At 53.0% G+C, this 23,368-nt stretch carries 24 protein-coding genes; 19 read left to right on the top strand and 5 right to left on the bottom strand.

Annotated elements, in window-relative coordinates:
- The first annotated feature begins 335 nt into the window (after nucleotides 1–335).
- The 9 genes from infC to pheT all read left to right on the top strand — a co-directional run bounded on the left by infC (nucleotide 336) and on the right by pheT (nucleotide 7,890).
- Nucleotides 336–866: a translation initiation factor IF-3 gene (infC, locus tag KNP72_RS01615; protein ID WP_021065640.1), complete on the top strand. Its 531-nt coding sequence runs from the start codon at nucleotides 336–338 to the stop codon at nucleotides 864–866.
- 30 nt (nucleotides 867–896) lie between these two features.
- Complete coding sequence (rpmI, locus tag KNP72_RS01610; protein ID WP_021065641.1) at nucleotides 897–1,091, top strand: 50S ribosomal protein L35; 195 nt, start codon at nucleotides 897–899, stop codon at nucleotides 1,089–1,091.
- A 28-nt stretch (nucleotides 1,092–1,119) separates the two neighbouring features.
- Nucleotides 1,120–1,479: a 50S ribosomal protein L20 gene (rplT, locus tag KNP72_RS01605; protein WP_021065642.1), complete on the top strand. Its 360-nt coding sequence runs from the start codon at nucleotides 1,120–1,122 to the stop codon at nucleotides 1,477–1,479.
- 86 nt (nucleotides 1,480–1,565) lie between these two features.
- Nucleotides 1,566–1,820 (top strand): hypothetical protein, encoded by a 255-nt coding sequence (locus KNP72_RS01600; RefSeq protein WP_128122206.1) that lies wholly within the window; start codon nucleotides 1,566–1,568, stop codon nucleotides 1,818–1,820.
- A gap of 23 nt (nucleotides 1,821–1,843) precedes the next feature.
- Nucleotides 1,844–2,326, top strand: coding sequence for a dUTP diphosphatase (locus KNP72_RS01595; protein ID WP_214831896.1), 483 nt, complete (start codon nucleotides 1,844–1,846; stop codon nucleotides 2,324–2,326).
- 23 nt (nucleotides 2,327–2,349) lie between these two features.
- Entirely contained in the window at nucleotides 2,350–3,429 is a 1,080-nt protein-coding gene (locus KNP72_RS01590; protein WP_214717491.1) for a M42 family metallopeptidase, read from the top strand.
- 1 nt (nucleotide 3,430) lies between these two features.
- Nucleotides 3,431–4,177: a TrmH family RNA methyltransferase gene (locus KNP72_RS01585; RefSeq protein ID WP_214831894.1), complete on the top strand. Its 747-nt coding sequence runs from the start codon at nucleotides 3,431–3,433 to the stop codon at nucleotides 4,175–4,177.
- 302 nt (nucleotides 4,178–4,479) lie between these two features.
- On the top strand, nucleotides 4,480–5,502 hold the full coding sequence (gene pheS / locus KNP72_RS01580) for a phenylalanine--tRNA ligase subunit alpha (RefSeq protein ID WP_214717486.1): 1,023 nt from the start codon (nucleotides 4,480–4,482) through the stop codon (nucleotides 5,500–5,502).
- Nucleotides 5,503–5,514: 12 nt separating this feature from the next.
- On the top strand, nucleotides 5,515–7,890 hold the full coding sequence (gene pheT / locus KNP72_RS01575; RefSeq protein WP_214831892.1) for a phenylalanine--tRNA ligase subunit beta: 2,376 nt from the start codon (nucleotides 5,515–5,517) through the stop codon (nucleotides 7,888–7,890).
- 41 nt (nucleotides 7,891–7,931) lie between these two features.
- On the opposite strand, the gene KNP72_RS01570 is transcribed toward pheT, so the two are convergent.
- From KNP72_RS01570 to rnhC, 3 genes are all read right to left on the bottom strand, one after another.
- Nucleotides 7,932–8,954 carry a PTS sugar transporter subunit IIC gene (locus tag KNP72_RS01570; protein ID WP_034796886.1) on the bottom strand — a complete coding sequence of 341 codons (1,023 nt, stop codon included), beginning with the start codon at nucleotides 8,952–8,954 and terminating at the stop codon, nucleotides 7,932–7,934.
- A 327-nt stretch (nucleotides 8,955–9,281) separates the two neighbouring features.
- Entirely contained in the window at nucleotides 9,282–10,094 is an 813-nt protein-coding gene (locus tag KNP72_RS01565; RefSeq protein ID WP_021065650.1) for an alpha/beta fold hydrolase, read from the bottom strand.
- 72 nt (nucleotides 10,095–10,166) lie between these two features.
- Nucleotides 10,167–11,078, bottom strand: coding sequence for a ribonuclease HIII (gene rnhC, locus KNP72_RS01560; RefSeq protein ID WP_214717479.1), 912 nt, complete (start codon nucleotides 11,076–11,078; stop codon nucleotides 10,167–10,169).
- A gap of 123 nt (nucleotides 11,079–11,201) precedes the next feature.
- Between rnhC and KNP72_RS01555 the strand changes: the two genes are divergently transcribed.
- From KNP72_RS01555 to KNP72_RS01525, 7 genes are all read left to right on the top strand, one after another.
- Entirely contained in the window at nucleotides 11,202–11,603 is a 402-nt protein-coding gene (locus KNP72_RS01555) for a hypothetical protein (protein ID WP_128122213.1), read from the top strand.
- On the top strand, nucleotides 11,603–12,124 hold the full coding sequence (locus KNP72_RS01550; RefSeq protein ID WP_021065653.1) for an NfeD family membrane protein: 522 nt from the start codon (nucleotides 11,603–11,605) through the stop codon (nucleotides 12,122–12,124). The genes KNP72_RS01555 and KNP72_RS01550 overlap by 1 nt, the downstream gene beginning before the upstream one ends.
- A 3-nt stretch (nucleotides 12,125–12,127) precedes the next feature.
- On the top strand, nucleotides 12,128–13,642 hold the full coding sequence (locus KNP72_RS01545; RefSeq protein WP_214831890.1) for a flotillin lipid rafts scaffold protein FloT: 1,515 nt from the start codon (nucleotides 12,128–12,130) through the stop codon (nucleotides 13,640–13,642).
- Between the two features lie 143 nt (nucleotides 13,643–13,785).
- Nucleotides 13,786–14,757, top strand: coding sequence for a BMP family lipoprotein (locus KNP72_RS01540; RefSeq protein WP_029595199.1), 972 nt, complete (start codon nucleotides 13,786–13,788; stop codon nucleotides 14,755–14,757).
- Nucleotides 14,754–16,397 (top strand): methyl-accepting chemotaxis protein, encoded by a 1,644-nt coding sequence (locus KNP72_RS01535; RefSeq protein ID WP_029595200.1) that lies wholly within the window; start codon nucleotides 14,754–14,756, stop codon nucleotides 16,395–16,397. The genes KNP72_RS01540 and KNP72_RS01535 overlap by 4 nt, the downstream gene beginning before the upstream one ends.
- Before the next feature lie 155 nt (nucleotides 16,398–16,552).
- Nucleotides 16,553–17,122 (top strand): helix-hairpin-helix domain-containing protein, encoded by a 570-nt coding sequence (locus KNP72_RS01530; protein WP_214717467.1) that lies wholly within the window; start codon nucleotides 16,553–16,555, stop codon nucleotides 17,120–17,122.
- 1 nt (nucleotide 17,123) lies between these two features.
- Complete coding sequence (locus KNP72_RS01525) at nucleotides 17,124–19,259, top strand: ComEC/Rec2 family competence protein (RefSeq protein WP_214831889.1); 2,136 nt, start codon at nucleotides 17,124–17,126, stop codon at nucleotides 19,257–19,259.
- A gap of 59 nt (nucleotides 19,260–19,318) precedes the next feature.
- On the opposite strand, the gene KNP72_RS01520 is transcribed toward KNP72_RS01525, so the two are convergent.
- Nucleotides 19,319–19,483 (bottom strand): YqzM family protein, encoded by a 165-nt coding sequence (locus KNP72_RS01520; RefSeq protein WP_016508105.1) that lies wholly within the window; start codon nucleotides 19,481–19,483, stop codon nucleotides 19,319–19,321.
- Between the two features lie 90 nt (nucleotides 19,484–19,573).
- Between KNP72_RS01520 and holA the strand changes: the two genes are divergently transcribed.
- Together holA and KNP72_RS01510 are read left to right on the top strand one after the other, a co-directional pair.
- Nucleotides 19,574–20,584 (top strand): DNA polymerase III subunit delta, encoded by a 1,011-nt coding sequence (gene holA, locus KNP72_RS01515; protein WP_286038505.1) that lies wholly within the window; start codon nucleotides 19,574–19,576, stop codon nucleotides 20,582–20,584.
- 9 nt (nucleotides 20,585–20,593) lie between these two features.
- Complete coding sequence (locus KNP72_RS01510; protein WP_214717460.1) at nucleotides 20,594–21,028, top strand: GNAT family N-acetyltransferase; 435 nt, start codon at nucleotides 20,594–20,596, stop codon at nucleotides 21,026–21,028.
- 30 nt (nucleotides 21,029–21,058) lie between these two features.
- Here the strand turns inward: KNP72_RS01510 and rpsT are convergent, their stop codons facing one another.
- Nucleotides 21,059–21,319, bottom strand: coding sequence for a 30S ribosomal protein S20 (gene rpsT / locus KNP72_RS01505; protein WP_021065661.1), 261 nt, complete (start codon nucleotides 21,317–21,319; stop codon nucleotides 21,059–21,061).
- A gap of 220 nt (nucleotides 21,320–21,539) precedes the next feature.
- On the opposite strand from rpsT, the gene lepA reads away from it, so the two are divergent.
- On the top strand, nucleotides 21,540–23,363 hold the full coding sequence (gene lepA, locus KNP72_RS01500) for a translation elongation factor 4 (protein WP_214717459.1): 1,824 nt from the start codon (nucleotides 21,540–21,542) through the stop codon (nucleotides 23,361–23,363).
- The last annotated feature ends 5 nt before the right edge of the window (nucleotides 23,364–23,368 follow it).

Raw genomic sequence — 23,368 nt, 5'->3', positions numbered from 1 at the left:
CCATCCCTCCTTTTTTATTTTATTCCCTTGGAAAAGGTATTGCGAAACAGCGAAATGACTGTTATCATCATAAAAGTGTGAGCTACCAATTATTCATGCGCGAATTCTTGACATCTTAATCCTATTGGTGTTAAGATGACATAGTGATTAAATACAACAAAGCAGAAGCGCCCGCTTCTCACCTCGTCCGAACAGATTCGGTCAGGTCCATCATGTACGTGAAGCAGTCGAGCCTTGGTCTCTGCTGTATCCGAAATGATGTGTGGGCGGGAAACTGCCGACGCTTTTTTTATTGCCATGTTGTCTTATCAATCTAAAACTCGTGCAACCGCACGATGGAGGTGCTAACCATTAGCAAAGAGCTCTTTATCAACGAAAACATTCGTGCCCGTGAAGTTCGCTTAATTGGAGCGGACGGTGCACAACTCGGTGTGCAATCGCGTAATGAAGCATTACGTTTAGCAGAAGAGGCTGAACTCGATCTCGTCTTGGTCGCCGACAAAGCTAACCCACCGGTCGCTAAAATCATGGACTATGGGAAATACCGTTTCGAACTCCAGAAAAAGGAGAAAGAAGCGCGTAAAAACCAAAAGGTCATCCAATTGAAAGAAGTGCGCCTCAGCCCGACAATCGAGGAAAACGATTTCCAAACGAAATTGCGTAACGCTCGCAAATTCCTTGAAAATGGTAACAAAGTGAAAGCGTCGATCCGTTTCCGCGGACGCGCCATCACACACTCGGAAATCGGCCGACGCGTCATGGAAAAATTGGCGGCGGAATGTGCCGACTTGGCAACAGTTGAGCAAAAGCCGAAGATGGAAGGACGCAGCATGTTCTTAGTGCTGGCTCCGAAGAAAGAAGATTAATCATCGAGTCATAGTGGGGAGGAAATACTCATGCCGAAAATGAAATCGCACCGTGGTGCTTCTAAACGTTTCAAACGTACTGCATCAGGTAAACTCAAGCGTTCACACGCTTACACAAGTCACTTGTTTGGTAACAAATCGACTAAAGCGAAACGTAAGCTCCGTAAAGGTGCTATCGTCTCAGCTGGAGACTTCAAACGCATTCGCAACATGATCGCGAAGTAATACAGAAAGAATTTAGGAGGGAAACCATATGCCACGCGTAAAAGGCGGTTATACGACTCGTCAACGTCGTAAAAAGCAAATCAAGCTTGCCAAAGGTTATTTTGGCTCGAAACACATTCTATTTAAAGTAGCAAAACAACAAGTCATGAAGTCACTCATGTACGCTTACCGTGACCGTCGTCAGAAGAAACGTGATTTCCGTCGTCTTTGGATTACACGTATCAATGCGGCAGCACGTACAAACGGTCTTTCATACAGTCGTATGATGCACGGCCTCAAGCTTGCAGGAATCGACATCAACCGTAAGATGCTTGCTGAGCTTGCTGTGACAGATGCACAGGCATTCGCGTCACTTGCTGATACAGCTAAATCAAAATTGAACGCGTAATCGTTCAATCGACAGCGCCGAGACCTTATCTCGGCGCTTTCTTTTTTCTGATTAATTCCTTAAACTTAAGATAAGGAGGGCGGACTATGAATCCATCTGTCTTGGCCATCGTCGCGTTGGCACTCATCGTCTTGAACGTCTATACATACGTGCAGGCGAAACGTTACACGCTCGGCGAAGGTGATTTCAACGTCTTATATGCTTATGCCGGCGGTGCGATCGGTGCTCTGTTCGGACTTCATTTGACGCGGAAAAAGGCGGTTCATGCCCCAAAAAGCGTTCAAATACAAGTATTGATTTTGGCAGTCGGCTGGTCTTTAATGATTTTAGTACTGCTTTGAATGCAGAATAGGAGGAGCAACCGGTGAACTGGACAACATTATTTGATCGGCAGCGTGAATTAGATGAGCGGATCAAAGAAGAACATCAACTATCCGGGAACCAATTTGATGAGCGGCTGCTCGCTTTGCTCGTCGAACTTGGTGAACTCGCCAATGAGACCCGTAGTTTTAAATTTTGGTCAACGAAGGGCCCGTCGCCTCAAGACGTGATCTTAGAAGAGTATGTCGACGGCATTCATTTCTTATTGTCGCTCGGTCTTGCCCTCGGGTATGAACGCGATTCGTTCCCAACAGGTAGCTCGTATCTTGATGCGACTGACGCTTTTTTAGACGTGTTCCGCAAAGTGACGAACTTTGGTTTGTCGAAGACGGAACCGATGTACGAGACGCTGATGGCGGCTTATCTCGAACTTGGCTATACGCTCGGCATCAACGAAGAGTTGATGGTGATGGCGTATATGGCAAAAAATGAAAAGAACCATGAGCGACAAAATCAAGGTTACTAATCGAAACGAAGGAGCGATGTCCCATGAACGAATCATTACATATGCTTAAACGCTTGACGGATGCCACCGGTGTCCCGGGAAATGAAGGAGAAGTCCGCTCATTGATGCGCGAATACTTGGAGCCTCACGTGGAAGCGTTCGAACAAGACGGACTAGGCAGTCTGTTTGGACGGGTGACGGGCAAGGCAGACGGCCCACGTGTCATGATTGCCGGCCATATGGATGAAGTCGGCTTCATGGTGACACGAATCGAAGAAGGTGGCTTCTTACGTTTCCAAGCGCTCGGTGGCTGGTGGAATCAAGTATTGCTCGCGCAACGCATGGACGTCGTCACACGCTCGGGCGAAAAAATCCCTGGAGTCATCGGTGCGAAACCGCCGCACGTGCTTCCGCTCGAGGCGCGCAAGAAACCTGTCGAGATTAAAGACATGTTCCTCGATATCGGTGCGACGTCGAAAGATCAAATCGCGGAGTGGGGCATTCGCCCGGGCGATACGGTCGTCCCGCACTGTGAGTTCACGGTCATGAAAAATGAAGACTTCTTGATGGCCAAAGCGTGGGATAACCGAATCGGTTGTGCCATCGCCATCGAGGCGGCGAAACGATTGAAAGACGACGAAGTTCCGGGTGTCGTCTTTACAGGAGCGACGGTCCAAGAAGAAGTCGGGTTACGCGGTGCCGTCACGGCTGCCAACCTGGTCAAACCGGACGTCGCCATCGCCGTCGATACGGGAATTCCAGGAGATACACCAGGGATGACACCGGCTGAAGGATTGTCGAAACTCGGGGAAGGCGTTCAAGTCATCTTCTTCGATGCGACGACCATCACGAACCCGCGCCTCATCGATTTGATCGTCGAAGTGGCGAAAGAGAACGACATCAAGTACCAATTGGATTTGACGCCGGGCGGTGGAACGGACGCTGGACGCTTCCATTTGGCAGGTGTCGGGATGCCGGCCGTCGCGCTCACGGTACCGGTCCGTTATTTGCATACGAATGTCTCAATCATTCACAAAGCAGATTATGAAGCAGCCGTCGATTTGGTCGTAGCGCTCACGAAACGACTCGACCACGAAACGGTTCAATGGTTGAAAGAGGGATAATATGACGAAAATCACGTCTACGAAAAGTGAGACGATTAAGCGCTTAAAGCGTTTGATGACGAAAAAAGGCAGACAAGAGTCCGGACAATTTTTGGTCGAAGGCGAGCATTTGGTCGACGAGGCCATCCGTGCCGGACGTCTCGTCCAGCTGATTATGGGGGAGTCGTATACCCCGAAAGGATCATGGCGCCTTGATGAGATGCCTGTCCTCGAACTATCCGACCATGTGGCTGACTTATTGTCAGAGACAGAGAAAACGCAAGGTGTTTTCGCTGTCGTCAAGATGGCCCCGGTCGAACGAAAGATGAATCATGTGCTCGTCCTCGATCGCATCCAAGACCCAGGTAACCTCGGGACGATGATTCGAACGGCCGACGCGGCCGGCTTTGACACGGTCCTTCTCGGTAAAGGGACGGTCGACCCGTTCAATGCCAAGGTCGTGCGCGCGACACAAGGTTCCTTGTTCCACGTCAATGTGAGCTCGGTCGATTTACTCGAGACGTTGCCTGAATTGAAGAGCGAAGGCTTCCATATTTATGGCACCGCGCTCGCGAAAGCGACGTCTTACGAGCAAGTCAAGTTCAGTGAGAAGGTCGCGCTCGTCATCGGCAACGAGGCGCAAGGCGTGCATCACGACGTGCTCGAATTATGTGATACCCGTGTCCATATCCCGGTTCTCGGCGATGCCGAATCGTTGAACGCGGCCGTCGCGGCCGGTATTCTCATGTATCGGATCGCGCTACAATAACCTTGTCAGCACTGACGAATCGTGATAGGTTAATTACATCGAACAAAATAATGGATAGACGTTGAAAGAGCATAGTACGCGAACTACCGAACGAGTACAGGGAGCATGGGCCGAGACTGCGAGCCGATGCCTTGGTCGGCGCCGAATTCACTCTCGAGTCGTGTTGGAGACAACACCGGGGTAGCATCCCGATACCGATGCTCTCAAGTGGGCCGATTTCGGCCAAGTAGGGTGGTACCGCGATTATTCGTCCCTTCAGTCATCGACTGAAGGGACTTTTTTTGTAGAGGAGGAAATAAATTATGAAAGAACAGTTGGAACAATTACAACAAGAGGCGTTGCAGGAGATTCAAGCGGCGTCGTCACAAAAAGAGTTGAACGATATCCGCATCAAATATTTAGGAAAAAAGGGGCCGATGACCGAGGTGCTCCGCGGGATGGGGAAACTCTCACCTGAAGAACGACCTGCCGTCGGTGAACTCGTCAACACGGTCCGGACGACAATCCAAGACACGTTAGAGGCACGAATCGAGGAAGTGAAGGCAGTCGAACTCGAAGCGAAACTTGCGGCGGAAACGATTGATGTCACGCTCCCGGGTCGGACGTCTCTGCCAGGACACACCCACTTGCTTCAACAGATCATCGATGAGATGGAAGACTTATTCGTCGGTCTCGGCTACACGATTGCCGAAGGTCCGGAAGTCGAGACGGATTTATACAATTTCGAGATGCTCAACCTCCCGAAAGATCATCCGGCCCGCGATATGCAGGATTCGTTCTATGTGACAGACGAGACGCTTCTCCGGACACATACGTCTCCTGTCCAGGCGCGGACGATGCTCCAAGCCGAAGGGAAACCAATTCGCATCATCTGTCCGGGTAAAGTGTACCGTCGCGATGAGGATGACGCGACGCACTCGCATCAGTTCATGCAAATCGAAGGGCTCGTCATCGATGAGCATATCTCGATGGCCGATTTGAAAGGGACGCTCGAATCGTTCGTCAAGCAGTTGTTCGGTGAGACGCGTGAGATTCGTCTCCGTCCAAGTTTCTTCCCGTTCACGGAGCCGTCGGTCGAAGTCGACATCTCTTGTTTCAAGTGCGGCGGCAAAGGCTGCAACGTCTGTAAGAAGACAGGCTGGATTGAGATTCTTGGTAGCGGGATGGTGCATCCACGCGTGCTTGAGATGGCAGGCTATGATTCGACGAAGATGTCTGGATTCGCATTCGGAATCGGTGTCGAACGGATGGCGATGTTAAAACATGGGGTGGACGATATCCGTCACTTCTATACAAACGATTTACGCTTCATCGAGCAATTCTAAGGGGGATCACACATGTTATTATCAAAAAAATGGTTGAATCAATATATTGATGTATCCGATTTGAGCGGACAAACGCTCGGCGACTTAATTACAAAAAACGGGATTGAAGTGGAAAGCGTCGTCAGCCGGTCGGAAGGCTTGTCGGGACTCGTCGTCGGGCATGTCCTCGCTTGCGAGAAGCATCCTGAGGCCAACAAATTGAACGTGACGACGGTCGATATCGGTGCGGACAGCCCGGTTCAAATCGTCTGTGGCGCGCCGAACGTCGCCGCCGGTCAACACGTCATCGTGGCGACGGTCGGAGCTCGTCTCCCAGGACTAAAAATCAAGAAAGCGAAGCTGCGCGGCGTCGAGTCGCAAGGGATGATTTGCTCGCTCGAGGAACTCGGGTTCGAGAAAAAACAAATTCGCGAAGACGAGCAGGACGGCATTCACACGTTCCGCGAACCGGTCGAAGTCGGTGCGGACGTCATCCGCCTGTTAGACCTCGACGATGAAGTGATCGAGCTCGGATTGACACCGAACCGTTCGGATTGCTTGAGCCTTTATGGGATCATTCATGAAGTCGCGGCCATCCTCGAGCGTCCATACACATTACCGACTGCCGACGTGACGACAGATGTCGCGAACACGGTCAGCGTTCGTCTCGAGACAGATAACTGTCCGTACTATGCGACACGCCGTGTCGACGGCGTCGTCATCGGTGACTCGCCGCAATGGTTGAAAAACATCTTGATCGCAGAAGGTGTTCGCCCAATCAACAACGTCGTCGATGTGACGAACTACGTCATGCTCGAGCTCGGTCAACCGCTTCATGCGTTCGATACGGCGAAACTCGGAACGACGATTGCTGTTCGCCAAGCGCATGACGGGGAAGAAATCGTCACACTCGATGACGTGACGCGAACGCTCGATACCTCGATGATGGTCATCACGAACGGCGAGCAGCCTGTCGCCATCGCTGGCGTCATGGGGGGGGCGAACACCGAAGTCGATGCGACGACGTCGAGTATCATCCTCGAGTCGGCCTACTTCGCACCGGCATCGGTCCGTAAGACGAGCCGTACGCTCGGTTTACGCTCGGATTCGAGTGCCCGCTTTGAAAAAGGAGTCGACCCGGAACGGTTGCAATTGGCCCTTGACCGTGCGGCCGAACTCATCGTCGAAGTGAGCGGTGGCACAATTAGCGACATCGTCGTCGCTGGGGACAAAGAATCTGCGGCTCGGACGATTGATGTCTCGGTCGCTTATATCAACCATCGACTCGGAATGGACCTCGAGCAAGCGACGATTGTCCGCATCTTGGAACGTCTCGGTCTCGATGTGACCGGGGACGAGACGTTGACGGTCCACGTACCGTCGCGTCGCCCGGACTTGGAGTTGCCGGCTGACATCACGGAAGAAGTGGCACGCCTCTACGGCTATGACAGTCTTCCGTCGAGCCTTCCGGCGTCACACTCGAAAGGTTACCTCCCGAAAGAAAACGTGTTGCGACGTCGCGTCCGTCGCGTCCTCCAAGGCGCAGGGTTGTCGCAAGCGATCACGTACTCGCTCACGAGCGTCGGGAACGCCTCGCGCTTCAGTGGAGCCGACTTGACGCAAGTGAACTTGGCAATGCCGATGAGCGAAGAGCGTTCGGTACTCCGGACATCGCTCATCCCAGGTCTGTTGGAGGCGGCTCGTTACAATACGTCGCGTCAACAAGCGAACGTGCGATTGTATGAGACAGGGCGCGTCTATGTCGAACAAGGCGAGACGTTGCCACGTGAAACGGAACGCGTCGCCGGCGTATTGACAGGACTTTGGTACGATCACCGTTCACAAGGTACGCGTGTCCCGGTCGACTATTTCGTCGCCAAAGGAGCCGTTGAGACGCTCTTATCTGCGCTACGTGTCGAAGCGACGTATGAGGCGGCCGTGATTGCGGATATGCACCCAGGTCGTACCGCAAACGTGCTCATCGATGGACGTGTCATCGGTTACGTCGGACAAGTCCACCCAGGCGTATCCAAAGACGTGTATGGATTGAAAGAAGTGTACGTGTTCGAACTCGACTTGGACGTGTTGCAACAGTCAGCCGAGCTCATCTATGAAGACGTCCCACGTTTCCCATCCATCACACGTGATTTGGCGCTCGTGTTGAAACGGGACATCCCGGCCGGTCAAGTCGAAGCGACCATCAAACAGGCAGCAGGACCGCTCTTGATTGACCTCGCCTTGTTCGATGTCTATATCGGGGAGAACGTAGGAGTCGATGAGAAATCAATCGCTTTCTCGCTCAAGTATCAAGATCCGACCCGCACCCTTCAAGATGAAGAAGTGACGGCGTCGTATGAAGCGATTCTCACTGCCGTTCAAGCGGCGCACGGTGCGGAAGTTCGCGCATAACCTAAAAAGGTGTCCACCACGTGTGGACACCTTTTTTGAGTTTACTGGACTTCAAGCGCCAAGTCGCCAAACTTTGTCCAACCGACGAGGCATGTCACTTTATACAAGACGAGCGTGATGACGGCCGGAAGGACGACTCCCGTTCCAACGAAGATGAGGAACGCGTCCATTCCTTGCGCGGCAAGGATGTTGAGCGGCGCAATCAATGAGTTGAGCCCAAGTCCCGCTATTTCATAAGGGACTTCGAGTGAGAAGACGAGCGTCGCAATCGGCGCGCTGATCATCGCCGCGATGAAAGGCGGCATGACGACGCGAGGATTTTTGACGACGTTCGGGAACTGGACTTTCGGTGTGACGAAGAACGAGGCGACCAAACCGCCCGGATCTGTTTGACGATATGCCATGAGCGTGAAGCCGACGAACTGGGCCGTACATCCGATCAACGCGGCGGCACTGGCGACCGGGTCGAGTTGAAGCGCGATGGCGAGTGCGGCCGATGAAGCAGGTGACATGAGCATGACACTAAATACGAGCGCGATGACGAGTGATGTCGCGATTGGTGACGTATTGACCGAAGCGGTGATGCTGGCGCTGATTGAGTTGATGAGCGGTGTCGTGACGGCTGCTGCGCCGACTCCGACGATGCCGCCTCCAAGGACAGCCGTGACCGGGACGACCATCATATCAAATTTCGTTTTCCCGAGGACACGTTTGCCTAACCAGACCGCAGCCGCTGCTGCAATCAAGGCGCTGATCGGTTGACCGGGCACGAGGACGAGCCCGCTCTCGGTCGCTTGGAGCGCCGCACCACCAACGGTTGCCGCAATCATCGAGCTGAACAAAATGAGCGTATTGCCGCCGAGCTGATAAGCGACACCGGCACCGAGTGCCGGGGCGAGCAATGATTTCGCGACTTGCCCGATCAAGACGAGTGTCTCGATGCCGGCCATCTTCCCAATCGTTTCAATCAAGAGTCCAACCCCGAGCGTGACGAGGACGGCGCTTGCCATTCCTGCTGATATTTTGATCATTCGGTCCATTGCGTACTGTTTCACTTCCATCATCTCCTCTATGTGTGTCAATCCAATAAAAAAACCTATCCGGATGGGATAGGCGCGTCGGTCATACCATGAGCGCCTCGTCCGAAACCATCGAAACAAGGGCCCAAAAATTCGTCTCGGTCATCGAGTCGATTTTCAGTCCCTCAGTCGAATAATAATCAGTAGGCCGTGTTGCGCATGGGTTTTCATCATTGCCAGCTCCTCCGTTTGTTAAGATTTGTCTAAGAGTAACATGATATTTTTCAATAATCAATATTTTCTGAAAATTAATTTGAAAAAAATTGAAAACCGCTCAAAAAGAAAGACGACCCAATGAAGGATCGTCTCGTATTAAGACGTGCTGGCTGCAAGTGAGCCAACTTGTTGATCGATGAATGCCATCGAGATTGAATTGAAATGATCGGGTTGGTCGACGTTGACGACATGGCCCGAGTCAGTGACGACTTGGACACGAGCCGTCGGCTGATGTTTCGCGGTCCGTTCGACGGCTTCGAGGAACATGTAGTCCTCGTCACCCATAATATAGAGAATCGGTACGTTCGTCTCGATCGAAGAGAAATGACGAAGCAACGGATTCATATTCTCGGTCATCTTGAACCAGCGGATGAACTCGCGTTGACACAGGTTGGCCGCATCGCGGACGAACATCATGCGTGATTTCTTATGACGCTTCTTCGGTAATAAAATCCACGCGAACAGCTGATATAGCCACATGTACGGCACGAAGCTCTGTACGAGGCTACCGAGGCGAATCAACAACGTCGAGCGGACGTTGAACTTGACGATGGCCCCGCCGAGCACGACTGAAGCGATTCGTTCCGGATGGTGCTCGAACATCGCTTGAATGACAATCGTCCCGAGCGATAGGCCGACCATGTGGCCTTTTTCAATCTGTAAGTGGTCCATGACCTCGACGACGTCTTCGACAACGACATCGAGCGTATACGCGTTCAGCGGTTGATTCAACGACTGTTCTGCGTTGTAAGAGCCGCCATGTCCGCGTAGGTCGAGCAGGAGCACGTTATATTTCTTTTTGAACGGCCGAATTTGACGATACCAATGCGACAGACTTCCACCCGCGCCATGGATGAAGATGACCCAAGGATGGTCGTCGCTTAATGTGTACGTTTTATAATGCAACATGAACGCTATCCTCCAAAAATTTTTAAGTTCATTAAACCCTAAAAACAATATACCATATCTACAAATGTAGAACTATCGTTTCAACTCGCTCAACCGGATTGCTTTTTTCGTGTTGGCGAAGTGAACTTTCGCGACCTCGTTCAAACAGGATTGACCATAACGAAGAATCAAATCGGCCGCGACTTGGTCGACTTTGGCGCCGGCGCCTTTCGGTAACGTGACCCCGAGTGTCGCACTTAACTTGTCCATTTCTTTTAAGAACAAGGCGCGAGCGAGAATCGAGGCGGCGGCCACGGCGACATGCAGTCCTTCCGCTTTCGTCGAGAAATAGACGTCGTCTTTGACGACTGCTTTTTCGGACCGAAGGTGGTTATAGTAGATGTTCTTTTCAGCGAACTGATCGATTAAAATGGCGTCCGGTGTCGCATCGAGCTTCTGTAATAAGGCCGACAAGGCGGCGTTATGGGCGATGGCCGTCATTTTGCCTTGTGTCATCGTCCGTTGCATTTTATTATACGCCGGATTGTGTAACGTCGCCTTCTGATAGGTGATGGTGACGTGCAAGTCTTTGGCGATTCGGACGATCTCTGTATCCGACAGCAGTTTGGAGTCTTTGACCCCGAGCTCTTTGACGAGAGCGATTTTCTCTTTTGGCACGTAGGCGGCGACGACGACGAGCGGTCCGAAATAATCACCTTTTCCGACTTCGTCGCTCCCGATGACAGACCAGTCCGAAAAGCCTTCCGGCAGAACATTTTTCGGAACGCTCGGTTCTTTTTTAATGCTCGTTCCCCATTTGGCGGCTTCCGTGTCGGCATCGCGTCCCTGGAACATGACTTTACCCGAATTGTAGACCGTAATCACACACTGAGGTGTTTTGGCACTGAATCGTGCGTGTGGCGGAGGATTGACTGAATGGGCCCGATAACTCGCGATGAGTTCCTCCTGGGCGGTAGCTGATAATTTAATGACTTGATTGCCCAATGTGAGCACTTCCTTTCTAACGTTAGCAAATCAATCTTACATTTTTTTTAGATATTTTGAAACCAAAGTTTCGCTCTAAACGTATAGACAAGTGAGTAAAGAAAGAAGCGAGGTGAGTCGGAGATGTGGTGGCGCGATGACACGGATGAAGATGAGGCAGAATCTCTCTATAAACATATTCTCGAGCTAGAAGCTCGGATTGCAAAACTGATCGCCCATCAAGTCAGGGTGCGTCGCTTGCTCATGCAGGATTCGTCGGAAGCGGCGACCGAGCAAATCATTGCGTTACAAGCGGAAGTCGATCACTATTTGTCACTTCTGCGACAAGAACGGATGGAGGCGGTCGACCGCTATGATCGCTTACGTCTCGAGCAGACGTTAGGACGGGTCCGACAGTCGGTCGATCAGCCGACCCGACCGTTGGCAGAGTGGGACACGATTGAACAGGCGCTCGCGCTCGAAGTCGAACATTTGCGCCGCGTCCTTTCGTACGAACGACAGCGTCGCGCCGAGGAGGAGTGGTAATGGAATCGTTAGATCAGCTGTATTGGTGGGTACTCATCATCGCGGGTCTCGGTACATTCGTGTACATGATTTTTTCAGATGCATTCGATGTATTTGATGGTTGGTTCAATCCCGCCGTCATCTTATCCTTTTTAGCACTCGGTGCGGGAATCGGATTGATTTTAAATGCGCTTGCCCACGTGTCGCCGATGATAGGGCTTGCCGTCGCCCTCGTCGGTTCATTCGCGCTCACGACGCTCCTGTACTTATTCGTCCTCTTGCCGCTATCGAACGCGGAAGAATCAATCGGGATGACCGATGAATCCCTCGTCGGCCTGATTGGTCGCTTGACGGTCCCGGTCCCAGAAGGTGGGTTTGGAGAAGTGCTCGTCGAATCGGTGACGGGATCCGTACTGAAAACGGCCAAGAGTGTCGACGGAAAAGCCATCGATACGACACAACGCGTCGTCATCATCGAAGTCGAACGAAACATTGCGGTCGTCATGGAGTATGACGAACCGACAATCCGAAAGGAGTTTTAACGTATGAACACAGCCATTTTAGCCAGTATTATCGTCGGGGTGATTTTGCTCGCCTTGATTTTCGTCTTCGTGTTGAAGTATCGCACGGTCGGACCAGATGAGGCGCTCATCGTCACCGGCAGCTATTTAGGAAAAAAGAACGTCCATAGCGACGCTTCGGGCAACCGCGTGAAGATTATCCGTGGGGGCGGAACGTTCGTCTTGCCGGTGTTCCAGCAGGCTGAACCACTCAGTCTTCTCTCGAGCAAGCTCGAAGTGACGACGCCGGAAGTGTATACCGAGCAAGGTGTACCGGTCATGGCGGACGGGACGGCCATCATCAAAATCGGCGGCTCGATCAGTGAGATTGCCACGGCGGCCGAACAATTCCTCGGCAAACCGAAAATCGAACGCGAGAACGAGGCGAAAGAAGTGCTCGAAGGTCACCTCCGTTCAATCCTCGGTTCAATGACAGTTGAAGAGATTTATAAGAACCGTGATAAGTTCTCACAAGAAGTGCAACGCGTCGCCTCACAAGACTTGGCCAAGATGGGTCTCGTTATCGTCTCGTTCACCATCAAAGATGTTCGTGACAAGAACGGCTATCTTGAATCACTCGGGAAGCCGCGAATCGCGCAAGTGAAACGAGATGCCGATATCGCCACGGCCGAAGCGGACAAAGAGACGCGCATCAAACAAGCAGAAGCGATGAAGGACGCGAAGAAAGCAGAACTTGAACGTGCTTCAGAAATCGCGGAAGCCGAGAAAGAGAATCAGCTTCGCATCGCGGCGTATCGCCGTGAACAAGACGTCGCCAAGGCCCGCGCCGACCAAGCGTATGAACTTGAAGAGGCCCGCGCCAAACAAGAAGTCACCGAGCAACAGATGCAGGTCCAAATCATCGAACGTCAAAAGCAAATCGAGCTCGAAGAGAAAGAAATCATGCGTCGTGAGAAGCAGTACGATTCAGAAGTGAAGAAGAAAGCCGACGCCGACCGTTACGCAATCGAGCAATCAGCCGAAGCCGACAAGGCACGTCAAATCGCCGCAGCCGACGCCGAGAAGTACCGCATCGAAGCGGAAGCGAAAGCCGACGCCGAACGGGTCCGCCTCGCCGGTGTGGCCGAGGCCGATTCGGAACGGGCCAAAGGGGAAGCTGAAGCCGACATTATCCGCTTGACGGGTCTCGCTGAAGCCGAAGCGAAACAAAAGATTGCCGAAGCGTTCGAGCAGTATGGTCAAGCCGCCATCCTCGACATGGTCGTCAAGATGCTTCCGGATTATGCGAAACAAATCGCAGCACCGCTTGGCAATATCGACAAGATTACGGTCGTCGATACGGGCAGCGGCAAAGACGGCGGAGCCGGCAAAGTCACGGGTTACGCCACCGACTTGATGGCATCGCTGCAACAGACGCTCAAAGCGTCGTCAGGAATCGATATGAAAGATTTACTCGACAACTTTGCTGGAAAAGGCAACGTTCAGCCGAGTGAGAATCGCGAGTTGAGCGAGTCAACGTTCGCCGCGACGGAAGAATAAGTAGGGAGCCACAGACAAGTCATCGTCTGTGGCTTTTTTTGTTTCACTCAAATTCCCCTAAATTTGAAACGAAAGGCTTCAAACTCAATCGGTTTCTGACGATAAGTGAGATGTCAGACCATTATAGAGAGGAAGTAGCGATTATGAAGAAATCACTCATCATCGGCTTGTTGGCCGCATGTGTGACTTGGTTGCCAGGTTGTCAGTCTGTGATTGACCAACCGGAAGCAACCGTTGAAACCCGTCAATCGATGGGCGTCGTCTTGTCTGATGTTGGTCTCGGGGACCAGTCATTCAGCGATGCTGCGATGCGCGGCATGGGACAACTCCGTGAGACGGGGGAATGGTTCGTCGATTACCGTGAGTTGGATGAGACGGAAACGTACAAGGCCGGGTTCGAACAGCTCGTCGCCGACGGACATGACGTCATCATCGGGCTCGGGTTCGCTTGTCAAGAGGACTTGGAAGCGGTAGCGGCCGAACATCCGGAGCAACAGTTTGCGTTGATTGATGCCGTATCGACGTTACCGAACGTCATGTCCGTGACGTTCAAAGAGACGGAAGGCAGTGCGCTAGCCGGGGCAGTCGCGGGGCTCGAGACGGAATCGAACAAAATCGGATTTATCGGGGGCGTTGACAACGAACTAATTCAAAAGTTTGGGACTGGCTTCGAACTCGGAGCGAAAAGTGTCAACGATGACGTGACGATGCTCGTCGACTATGCGAACGATTTTGCCTCACCTGAAATCGGGCGCGAATTGGCAGAGAAACAGATTGAAGCCGGAGCGGACGTGTTATACGCCGCTGCAGGACTGACAGGGGTCGGAGTTCTAGAGGCAGCTGAGCGGAACGGTGTGAAGGCCATCGGTGTCGACAGTGATCAATCGATGATTGCACCGGACGCGGTCATCACGTCGATGTTGAAACAAGTTGATTTGGCCATCGTTGAAATCGCGAATCGACTCGAGAACGAGGCATTCAACACCCACGTCGAACTCGGAATCGATCAAGGCGGTGTCGGTTTGGCCGCTCTTCGTCGTGTCCAGTGGGATGACGAAGAGACAAAACAGTTTGAGGCGTTTCAGAAACAGTTGATGGAGGGGACGCTGAAATGAGTTTACGGAAACGGTTTATCTTTTCGACCGTGTTCACGGTCTTGTTGATTGTGTTGATGATGAGTTACGTTTTGACGACACTCAATCGTCTACAGACGTACAATGAACAATACGGCACGCAAATGATTGAGCTGTCACAGCTCGAGACGTCGCTCTTGCAGGAACAGTCGCTTTGGACATCGCTCGGTGAGCAGATGAGTCAATCGACGCTGACGCAACTCGAGCGCATCCGGGCGACGAACGGAGAAACGTTTGCGATGCTCGAACAAACATATCTGATTCCGGAGTTCGCGACGCACCTTGAACGGGCGACGACGAAGTATGAACGGATTGAAGCTGAAGTGGAGACGGCCGAGGCTGGCGGAATTGCGGCCCGGATTCAAGCCGCCAAACTCGAAGGGGTATTGAACGATGTGAACACACTCCTCTTGAAAAATGGCACGTTCTATGAGGCGCTTCAGGCCGAGGCGGCGAGCGAGACGAAACGTCTCTTGCTCGTATCGGTATTGTTGACGGTCTTCGTCATCGGCGCACTCAGTGTCTATAACTTCTTCTTCGCTCGCTCAATCACCCATCCGCTCGAGCGAAACGTTGAGGCGGCGGAAGCGATCGCGGCCGGCCGGTTAATTACGTTGCCGGATTCGACGCGCCGTGATGAAATCGGACGGTTAGAGCGGGCTATGCAAGAGATGACGATGTCGCTCCAGACGGTCATCGGGTCCATTCGCGTCACGTCGATGAAAGTGAACGATATGACGGAGACAGCGGCCGCCGAGAACGAGGCCGTGGTCAGCACGACGTCGAACATCACGAATGCGGTCGATGAGATGGCGAACGGGGCGCAGTCGATTGCAACGGAACTGCAAGAGACGCTCGAATCGGTCGGCATCATGGCGACCTCGTTCGAGACGAGTTTGAACCAGACGAAGCAGACGACTGAACAGACGACCGAGATGACTCGTGAAGTCGCGGCCGGTATCGAGACGCTGACGGACCAGGAAGCGATTCTAGAGCGCTCGAGCGCGCGCAACGCATCACTCGTCAATCGGATGGATGACTTCGCCCGGAAGACTGAAGAGATTGAAAAAATGGCAAAACTCGTGGAAGACGTCGCCGCCCAGACGAACCTGCTCGCTTTGAACGCCGCCATCGAGGCTGCACGGGCTGGGGAGGCCGGACGAGGGTTTGCAGTCGTCGCCAGCGAAGTCAAGAAACTGGCTGAAGAAAGTAACGTGGCGACACGTTCGATTTTCGGGGTCGTCCAGACGATTCGCGATGAGGTCGCCCGCTTGACGGACATGGTCGAAGAGTCGAGTCGTGAGCAGACGGCACAGCTAGAGGCGTTCGGATTGACGAAGCAGGCGTTCAGTCGAATCCATGACCGGACCGACCACGTCGCCTCGTTCGTCGGGACGATCGAGCGCGAGATGGTCGCATCGAGCACGGAAGTCACGAACGTCTTGAAACGGGTCGAGGAAGTGAGCGGCGTAACCGAGGAACTCGCGGCGGGCAATGAAGAAGTCGCGGCCTCGATGAAAGAGCAACAAGCGAGCTTCGATCAAATTTTCGCCTTGATGCAGGAGTTAGAAGGGCAGGCCGCCGCACTCGCGAGTCAAGTCCAACATTTTGAAGAGCACTGAGACAAGTTTCGGCTTGTCTCTTTTTTGTCGTCTCGAAGCGGATGAGACACACGTCCATCAGGGTCATAAGCGCGTCAGAAACGTCAAAGGCGGAACGGGCGCACCGGTGTCTATTTGCTCATACTAGAGGGAAGACTCACGCGAGGAGGAGACGTATGGAAAAGTGGAGACGGTATGTCGTCGTGCTGCTCGTCGGATTATTCATTGGGGTGGGCTATATGTTTTACTCGAAAGAACCGGAGAGGCCGGTGGTCGAACAGTTCGTGGCGACACCCGAGCCGGAAATCGAGCCGAGCGTCCCGACCGAAATCGTCGTCTATGTGACCGGGGCGGTTGAGGCGCCCGATATGTATACGATGCCGCAAGGGGCCCGTGTCGGGGATGTGTTGTCTCTCGCCGTCTTGACGGCCGAGGCTGATCCCGAACAATTGAATTTGGCCCAATTGCTCGTCGATGGGACGAAAGTGAGCGTCCCGAAAAAAGGGGAGACGGTCGTTGTGCCGGCCGCTGAAGAAGCGGGCGGGGGGACGAACGGGGTCCATGTCAACAGTGCGACGAAGGACGAATTGATGACCGTACCGGGCATCGGTCCGGCCAAAGCCGAGGCGATTCTCAATCATTTGAAACAGCATGGACCGTTCAAGTCATATGAAGAGATCGGCAACGTCAAAGGGTTCGGAGAGAAGACGTTAGAAAGCATGGAAGGTTATCTCTTGGTTCCATGACATGCCACTGTATCCATTGTTGCCAATCAGCCTATTTATTGCCGGGATACACGGATCAGTCGCCCTCTGCCTCATGTTGTCTGTAGCCATCGCATTCACTTGGCGTGGTCAATCCGTCTATGCGCACGTCGGTGCCGTCCTGCTCGTCCTGTTCGTGTTCGTACGTTCTGACGCCGAACCGTTGCCGGCGGAGGACGGACCCTCTCTGTTCGCCATCGAGAGCCGGCGGGACAATGGCCAATCGGCGCGGCTGTATGGACAAATCGACGAAAAGAAGGGTGTATTAACCGGTCGTGACCTCTCGCTTGGTCGTCCCGGAGAGACGTGCCTCGTCACGTTCACGCAGATCCCGTTCGCACCGTTGCGCAATACGGGTGGGTTCGACGAGGCGGCTTGGGCGTACGGGGCCGGACTTGCGTTCAAAGGGAGTGACGTCGCCATCGAGGCGTGTCGTCCGAGTGACGGCATGAGTGGACGGATGCTTCGTTGGAAGGAACGACAGCTCGCGAGAATCGAGACGACGTATCGGCCGGATGTGGCGCTTTATATGGAGGCGTTATTGTTCGGAGAGAGTCGGTTACTCGATGAGGATACCTCGTTCTCTTACCGGGTGACCGGCCTGCTCCATCTGCTCGTCATCTCCGGGTCACATATCGCGCTCCTCGTGCTCGGATTGCGTTGGACGACGCGGCCGTTGCCGTTGCGACGTGAGACGAAGACAATGTTGATTCTCGTTGTGGTCACGTTGTTCGGATGGTTGACCGGGTTTTCGCCGCCAGTGGCGCGGGCCGTGCTCGTCGCCGACGTGTTGCTCGGGCTGTCACTGTTCGGTTACCGTGTCCGCGACCCGATTCGGTTGCTCAGTTGGTGCGCGGCGTTCTTGCTCGTCTTGCAACCGTACTTGCTATGGAATTTAGGATTTCAGTTGACGGTTGCGATGACGTTGTTCTTGCTCGTGACTCGTTCGATTTGGACAGGACCGTTTGGGCTGGCCGTATATGCTCAATGGTTCGGGCTCATCTTGTTATGGCCTGTTCAACCGATTATATCGGTGTTGGCACCCGTGTATAACGTCGTCGGCGCTTTCTTAATTTCCTGGATCGTCATTCCGCTCGCCCTGTTCGCGTATATCGTGCCGACCGCTGAACCACTCCTGCATCCGATCCTCGATGGCCTGAATGGGACGTTCGCCCTGCATCACGACTGGCGACCTTGGCTCCCGTTGCATGAGTTTACGTTTTGGCACGCTCTTGGCCTCGCTGTCGTCCTGTGGGGCGGATTGATGCTCCTTGAGTGGAAACGATGGAGTGGTTGGGGGCTTGCCGTGATTGCGCTCTTGCTCATGCATGGCGTCCTTGAATGGGTCGAAGAGCCGCGCGTCACGTTTTTAGACGTCGGACAAGGCGATGCCGTCGTCGTCGAATACGGCGAGGTCACGGGCGTCATCGATGTCGGCGGAGTGTTTCAAGACCCGAAAGAATCGAAACGGTCCACCTATGACCCGGGAGCGGACGTCGTCGCCCCGTACATATGGAAGCGAGGGGAGACGCGCCTCAACTTCTTGTTGCTTACCCATGCCGATCATGATCACGTCGGCGGACTGTCCGGTTTGCTCTCGTCCATCGAAGTCGATGAGGTGTGGCTCTCGGCGGAAGTAGCGGATCAAGGCAAACGAGACGAGTTACTGGCCGAGCTGGAGACCTATCAAGTCCCCATCCGGCTCCTGTCGAGCGGGGACAGGCCGTACCCGTGGATGTGGATCGTCGCACCGGATGAGGCGGGCGAGGACGAGAATGCGAACTCGGTGTCGCTGTTCATGCAGGTCGGGGCGCTCACGTATTTATTGACAGGGGATTTGCCGGACACGCGGGAAGATATGATTCCGACCGTTGACGTCGATGTGTTCAAACTAGGGCATCATGGGTCGAACACATCGTCAAGTGAGGCGCTGTTGAACCGAATCAATCCGGAGTGGATCATCATCAGTGTCGGAAGGAACAATCGTTATGGACATCCGCATCTTGACACGCTGCAACGTCTCGAGGGAAAGCGGGTATTACGGACGGACGAGGACGGGATGGTCATCTGTGAACGAAATCGGTGTCGTGGGATTGTGACGAAGGCAGTACCGCCATGAAAAACTATGATAAACTAAAAAAGCGATTGCTCCCCCGGGGCAATCGCTTTCTGACTGACTTATAAGCTCAAGAACTTGATGAGGACACCAATCGCGAAGATGGTGAAGAAAAAGCCGAACGGGACGATGAAGCCGATTGCTGAATCGATGGCATCGTTACGTTTGCACTGTACGTCGTTCTCGAACGGGTTTTCGCTTTGTGGGCGAACAGAGTTAATATGCATAGTGAGTCCCTCCTTGAAATGGTTCCGTCCTAAGTATAGCGAATCAGTGAAAGATAATCTATGTTTAGATAAGAATAAATTGTGAAAGTGGTGTGTGTTTTGAATGAACCGTGGCTGCATAACGGAAAGTTGTCAAACGTGTACGTCCTGTTTGGGACAGAAAAATATTTGCTAGAGACGTGGGAGCGGGCCATCATCAAAGCGGCCAACCCATCTGGTGACCACTTTGATGTCATGCAGCTCGACTTGCACGAGACGTCACTCGACACGGCGCTCGATGAGGCGGAGACGGTGCCGTTCTTTAGCGAGTATCGGACCGTCATCGTCAAACAAGCGCAGTTCTTGACGGGGGCAAAAGAGAAGCAAAAGCAAAACGTCGAGCGATTGACTGAATACGCGTTACAACCGGCGCCTTATTCCGTACTCGTCTTTATTATCGAAGCGGAGAAGCTCGACGAACGGAAAAAAGTCGTCAAGCGCTTGAAAGAGCGGGCCATCGTGCTCGAAGCGAAAAAGCCGAGCCAGTCGGAGCTGATGCGCTACGTAGGCGACGAATTGAACCGGCGCGGCCAAAAGATGGAGCGGGCGACCGTCGAACGGCTGTTATTCCTCTGTCAGGATGATTGGGGCAAACTCGTCCGCGAGCTCGAGAAGTTGCAACTGTACGCGAGTGAAGGGGCAGAGATTCCGATTGAGATCGTCAACGACCTTGTCCCGCGGACACTCGAAGACAACGTGTTCCAACTGTCCGAATTCTTAGTGGCTCGGCGTGCGGATGCGGCGCTTCGGCTCGTCCGTGATTTAGAGAAGCAAGGTCAAGAGCTGATCGGTTTGTTAGCACTCCTCGCGCGACAGTATCGGAATATGTATCTCGCGAAACAGCTGACGGAGAAGGGGTATGGCGAGAAGCAAATCGCCTCGAAAATCGGGGCGCATCCGTATACGGTGAAACTGGCCTCGCAAGCGAGCCGAAATTTCTCCGAGGCTCAGCTCGGACGGGCACTGACATTGATTGCCGACGCGGATGAGGCGATGAAGACGGGACGGGGTGACAAGCAGATCGTGTTTGATACGCTCGTCTGCCAATTGACATTACTGTGAGGTGAGGACATGGGGTTACAGGAAGTAGGGTTAGAAGCGGTGATTCCGCTTCGGCATGAAGTGTTGCGGCCGGGGTTGCCGGTAGAGACGTGTTATTTTGAAGGGGATGACGCGGAGACGACGCGTCACTTCGCCTGGGTCGAAGATGGTCGTGTCGTGTCGATTGCGACCGTCATGCGGCAAAGCCGTGAGTTTGCGGGCGACCGCGTGCCGTTTCAATTGCGCGGCATGGCGACCGCTCCCGATGTCGCCGGGAGGGGCATCGGCTCTGCCTTCTTGCAGGCGCTCCATCGTGAGCTCGATGCCGACTGGTGGTGTAACGCCCGAGCCATCGCGGTCCGGTTTTATGAACGGAACGGATTGGAGACGGTCGGTGACGCTTTTGACATCCCAGGCATTGGCGACCATTACGTCATGCGGACCCAAAAAACAGCCGGCTCCTAATGGAGGCGGCTGTTTCGTTTTAGTCTCTAATTAGAGAGCTGCGATGCGAGCTGCAAGACGTGATTTGTCACGGCCAGCTTTGTTTTGGTGGATAAGACCTTTTGCTGCAGCTTTGTCGATTTTCTTCGTAGCGAGGACGAAAGCTTCTTGAGCAGCTTCTTTGTTTCCTTCGAGTACGAGAGCGTCAACACGTTTCACTGCTGTACGCATTGCTGCTTTCTCTTGCGAGTTCGCGACGCGACGCTTTTCAGAAGTTTTTGCACGTTTGATTGCTGATTTGATGTTTGCCATTGTTTTGTCACCCCCTGAAACAAGAAAGTGTATGTTCTTATTACTTCAAGTAATCATTCAACAGAACAAGCACAATTGTAGCAAACGCTTATTCGAAAAGCAACCACTTGATGATTATTCTGAAAACTATATGTGGTATTGTTGAAGTAGGTCGTACACATTAACTTAGGATTTTGATATAATGACACGGTATGCATGAGAAGGATAGGTGAACCCATATATGAATAAACAAGAATTAGAGAATCGTCAGAAGAAGATTCGGAACTTTTCTATCATCGCTCACATCGATCATGGGAAGTCGACGCTCGCTGACCGGATTCTCGAAAGAACTGGTGCGCTCACGGCGCGTGAAATGAAAGAACAGACGCTCGATGCGATGGATCTCGAACGGGAACGTGGGATTACAATCAAGTTGAACGCCGTTAAATTGAACTATACCGCAAAAGACGGAGAAGAGTACATCCTTCACTTGATCGATACACCGGGACACGTCGACTTCACGTATGAAGTGTCACGTTCACTCGCAGCATGTGAAGGGGCTGTCCTCGTCGTCGATGCGGCGCAAGGCATCGAGGCCCAGACGCTCGCGAACGTTTATCTCGCGCTTGATAACGACCTTGAAATCATCCCGGTCATTAACAAGATCGACTTGCCATCTGCGGACGTCGAACGCGTCCGTCAAGAGATTGAGGACGTCATCGGTCTGGATGCGAGTGATGCCGTACCGGCTTCGGCCAAAGCGGGAATCGGGATTGAAGAGATTCTCGAACAGATCGTCGAACTCGTACCAGCACCGACGGGAGATCCGTCAGCGCCACTTCAGGCGTTGATTTTCGACTCGTATTATGACGCTTATCGCGGCGTCGTCGCTTCGATTCGAATCGTCAATGGTTCGGTCAAAGTCGGAGATAAGGTACAAATGATGTCGACGGGTAAATCGTTTGAAGTCACGGACCTCGGCGTCTCGACACCGAAACCGTTATCGGTGAAAGAATTGAATGTCGGCGACGTTGGGACGCTCTCGGCGTCGATTAAAACGGTCGGCGACGTTCGTGTCGGTGATACGATCACACTCGCCAAAAACCCTTCGACGGAACAACTCCCGGGTTACCGGAAGATGAACCCGATGGTATACTGCGGTCTCTATCCGATTGACGCGGCGAAGTACAACGATTTGCGTGAAGCGCTTGAACGGCTTCAGTTGTCGGACGCGGCGCTCGAGTTCGAGCCGGAGACGTCACAGGCACTCGGATTCGGATTCCGGAGCGGATTCCTCGGCATGCTCCACATGGAAATCATTCAAGAGCGAATCGAGCGCGAATTCGGCATTGATTTGATTACGACGGCACCGTCGGTTATCTATCACGTCACGACGACAGCAGGGGACGTCATCCACGTCGACAACCCATCGAAGATGCCAGAACAGCAAAAAATTGAATCGATTGAAGAGCCATACGTCAAAGCGGCCATCATGACACCGAACGATTATGTCGGTGCCATCATGGAGCTCTGTCAGAAGAAACGCGGTAGCTTCATCGATATGCAGTATATCGACACGACCCGCGTCAAAATCACGTACGACATCCCGCTCAGTGAGATCGTCTACGACTTCTTCGACCAGTTGAAGTCGAGCACGAAAGGGTATGCGTCGCTTGATTACGATTTGATCGGCTATCGTCCGTCGCGACTCGTCAAGATGGATATCCTCCTCAACAACGAGCTCGTCGATGCCTTGAGCTTCATCGTGCACCGTGATTTCGCCTACGAACGTGGGAAAGTCATCGTTGAGAAGCTGAAAGCACTCATCCCGCGGATGCAGTTCGAAGTGCCGATTCAAGCAGCAGTCGGAACGAAGATTGTGGCCCGCTCGACAATTAAGGCACTCCGTAAGAACGTTCTCGCCAAATGTTACGGTGGTGACATCTCGCGGAAACGTAAATTGCTCGAGAAGCAAAAAGAAGGTAAAAAGCGCATGAAGATGGTTGGTTCCGTCGAAGTGCCGCAAGAAGCGTTCATGTCCGTCTTGTCGATGGACGAAGAATAATCGTT

It is taken from the genome of Exiguobacterium sp. s152, assembly GCF_018618335.1.
GTDB classification, from domain to species: domain Bacteria; phylum Bacillota; class Bacilli; order Exiguobacteriales; family Exiguobacteriaceae; genus Exiguobacterium; species Exiguobacterium chiriqhucha.
Note: the sequence above shows the minus strand (reverse complement) of the source record. Positions and strands in the feature narration are given on the sequence as shown.